The following is a 2,477-nucleotide window of genomic DNA, read 5'->3' as shown; positions in this document are numbered from 1 at the left end:
CCGGTAGTAAGTCTGAACCGTCACACCGATTTGCCGAACGGCTTCCTGAACCGAGCTCCCTTGCCCTTGCAGCACCTCAACCTGTCGCAGCTTCAGCACGATGTCCTCGGGCTTCTCTCGTTTGCCTGACATCTCGTCGTCCTCCTGAAAACGGGATATTCCTATCCCAAAAGGTGGACCACTTCAGTGGGGGCACTCCAATTACGTGACGCTTGTCCGTTGATGCATTCTGCCAAGCCTGAGAAAGGGCCCCCGAATAAAACCGCGGGCTCGAACAGCTATAAGTGGCGCTGGGGGACGTTAGCATATTGGAAAGTACGTTTGCAGAAACTTCGGTAGGTTTGCGGTCTGATCGGTTTTTGTCCGCCAGAGTCACCTCAGTTTAACGGAAAAGAAATCGAATTGGGTGATGTTTGTTCCAAACGAATTGGAGAGTCACCATGTTCTTAAAGTCTTGGTTCCGGAACATGCCAGTAAAACGAAAGATCCTGCTTCCTGGGATGGCTGGCCTGCTGATGATGATTGGCGTGATCACCACGTTCTGGGCTCAACGTTTGTCCACTGCGCTGCATACCGCGTTTGAGGAGCAGGTTGAGCTCACGGAAACCTACATCGCCGCCCCCCTGGCAACTGCTGCCTGGAACTATAATGGGGAGTTGGCGAATACCACGCTCGCATCGCTCTCTGATCGTGAGACCTTCGTCTTTGCTCGTGTCGTGAGCAGCGGTGATGTGCTCGCGGAGGCCTTCAAGGGCGATGAGATGCTGGAGGAGTGGGCCGCCAAAGCGGACACTCTTCTCGAGGCCGAAGAATTCCGCATGGAAGATGGTGACTTTACATATTTCCGGACCCCACTCCTGTTTGAGGGTGAGGAAGCAGGAAACATGGTTTGGGCGCTCGATACTTCGATCATCAACGAGCAGATCTTGCATGCGAATACCGTGGCCGCTGGTTTGGGCTTCGGCATATTTGCTGCGTTTTCGGTGATTTTCTATATGATTGCTGTCGCAGTGTCGCGCCCCATCAGTGATGTGATCACCCATATCGATGCATTGCAGCATGGAGATACCTCTCGCGAGATTCCGGAAGCAAATCGCCGTGATGAAATCGGCGCTCTTGGCAAAGCGCTTGTCGATTTTCGCGATACAACGGCTGAGCAGCAACGCATGGAAGAGGAAAAGCGCAAGCAGGACGCGGCTCAAAAACATGTTGTCACGGTACTGGGTGGCGCGCTTGACAATTTGTCGACTGGCGATCTGACGGTCAAGATCGACGAGGACTTCCCAGATGACTACGAGAAGCTCCGCCAAGACTTCAACGCGCTTGTAAGTCGTCTATTCGACACGGTGTCAGCGGTTGTCGATGCGGCAGATAGTATTCAAAACGGATCGACTGAGATCAGTTCTGCTTCTGATGACTTGGCGCGTCGGACCGAAAGCCAAGCTGCAACACTGGAAGAGACCGCTGCTGCGCTTGATGAACTGACCGCCTCTGTACGTCAGGCTGCAGAAGGTGCCGGAAGTGTTTCTAACACCATGGAAGAGGCCAAGGCCGAAGCGGTTAATAGCGGAACGGTTGTTAACAGCGCGGTGTCCGCGATGACCGAGATTGAACAATCCTCGAGCCACATTTCGCAGATCATCGGAGTGATTGACGACATTGCATTCCAGACCAACCTGCTTGCTTTGAATGCTGGTGTTGAGGCCGCTCGAGCGGGAGAAGCTGGTCGAGGCTTTGCCGTTGTTGCATCCGAAGTGCGCGCGCTGGCGCAGCGGTCCTCTGGCGCTGCAATGGAGATCAAAACTTTGATCGGTGACAGCTCCAAGCAAGTGGAGCGTGGCGTCGACCTGGTTGGCAAGGCCGGCGAAGCGCTTCATAATATTGTGGAACGCGTGACACAGATTTCGGGCCTGATTTCCGATATCGCCCAAGGCGCCAGTGAACAGTCTGCAGGCCTCGGCGATATCAATGGAGGCATGGTTGAGCTGGATCAAGTCACTCAGCAGAACGCCGCAATGGTTGAGGAAGCGACGGCTGCAAGCCACATGCTGAAGGCCAACGCAACAAACCTTGCTGAAATGGTGGCTCACTTCAAACTCGGCTCGGGCACCCGAAATGTGCAGTCCATTGCGCCAGCAGCCGAAGAGCAGAGCGTCTCTGCCCCCTCTGCGCATGGCGATGATTGGGACTACACTCCAGAGCCGACTAAGGCAGTGGTCGTTGCAGACAATGGCAACGCAGCGGCCAAGATCTGGGACGACTTCTAAAGTTCTTCCTATCAAGGTCTGCACTGAAACTGAGCTAAAATTCTATCACCTTCATATCTGTATCCTGGCCCTCAATTGGGCCGGGATTTTGCGTTTGAACCACACTAGTGGAGTGCCTCCACTGAAGTGGTCCACCAACTGGGATAGTATTATCCCATTTTCAGGAGGACCAAGAGATGGCTGGAAAGCGAGACAAACCCGAAGAGCTTC

The 2,477-nt window shown here is 54.1% G+C and carries 1 protein-coding gene and 1 pseudogene; one reads left to right on the top strand and one right to left on the bottom strand.

Going from position 1 to position 2,477, the window contains the following annotated elements:
• Positions 1-132, bottom strand: a pseudogene (locus CLV89_RS23120) (IS3 family transposase); the annotation flags it as partial.
• A gap of 308 nt (positions 133-440) precedes the next feature.
• Between CLV89_RS23120 and CLV89_RS22210 the strand changes: the two are divergent.
• Positions 441-2,267, top strand: a complete 1,827-nt coding sequence (locus CLV89_RS22210; protein ID WP_106165747.1) for a methyl-accepting chemotaxis protein — start codon at positions 441-443, stop codon at positions 2,265-2,267.
• Positions 2,268-2,477 lie beyond the last annotated feature (210 nt).

Origin of the sequence: Tritonibacter scottomollicae (assembly GCF_003003215.1) — a bacterium.
Taxonomy (GTDB): Bacteria; Pseudomonadota; Alphaproteobacteria; order Rhodobacterales; family Rhodobacteraceae; genus Epibacterium; species Epibacterium scottomollicae.
The sequence above is the reverse complement of the archived record's forward strand: the minus strand, read 5'-3'. Positions and strand labels throughout refer to the sequence as shown.

What these genes read in the sequence shown, in the direction of transcription:
- CLV89_RS22210 (WP_106165747.1), top strand. Translation starts at nt 441, where the DNA reads ATGTTCTTAAAGTCTTGGTTCCGGAACATGCCAGTAAAACGAAAGATC.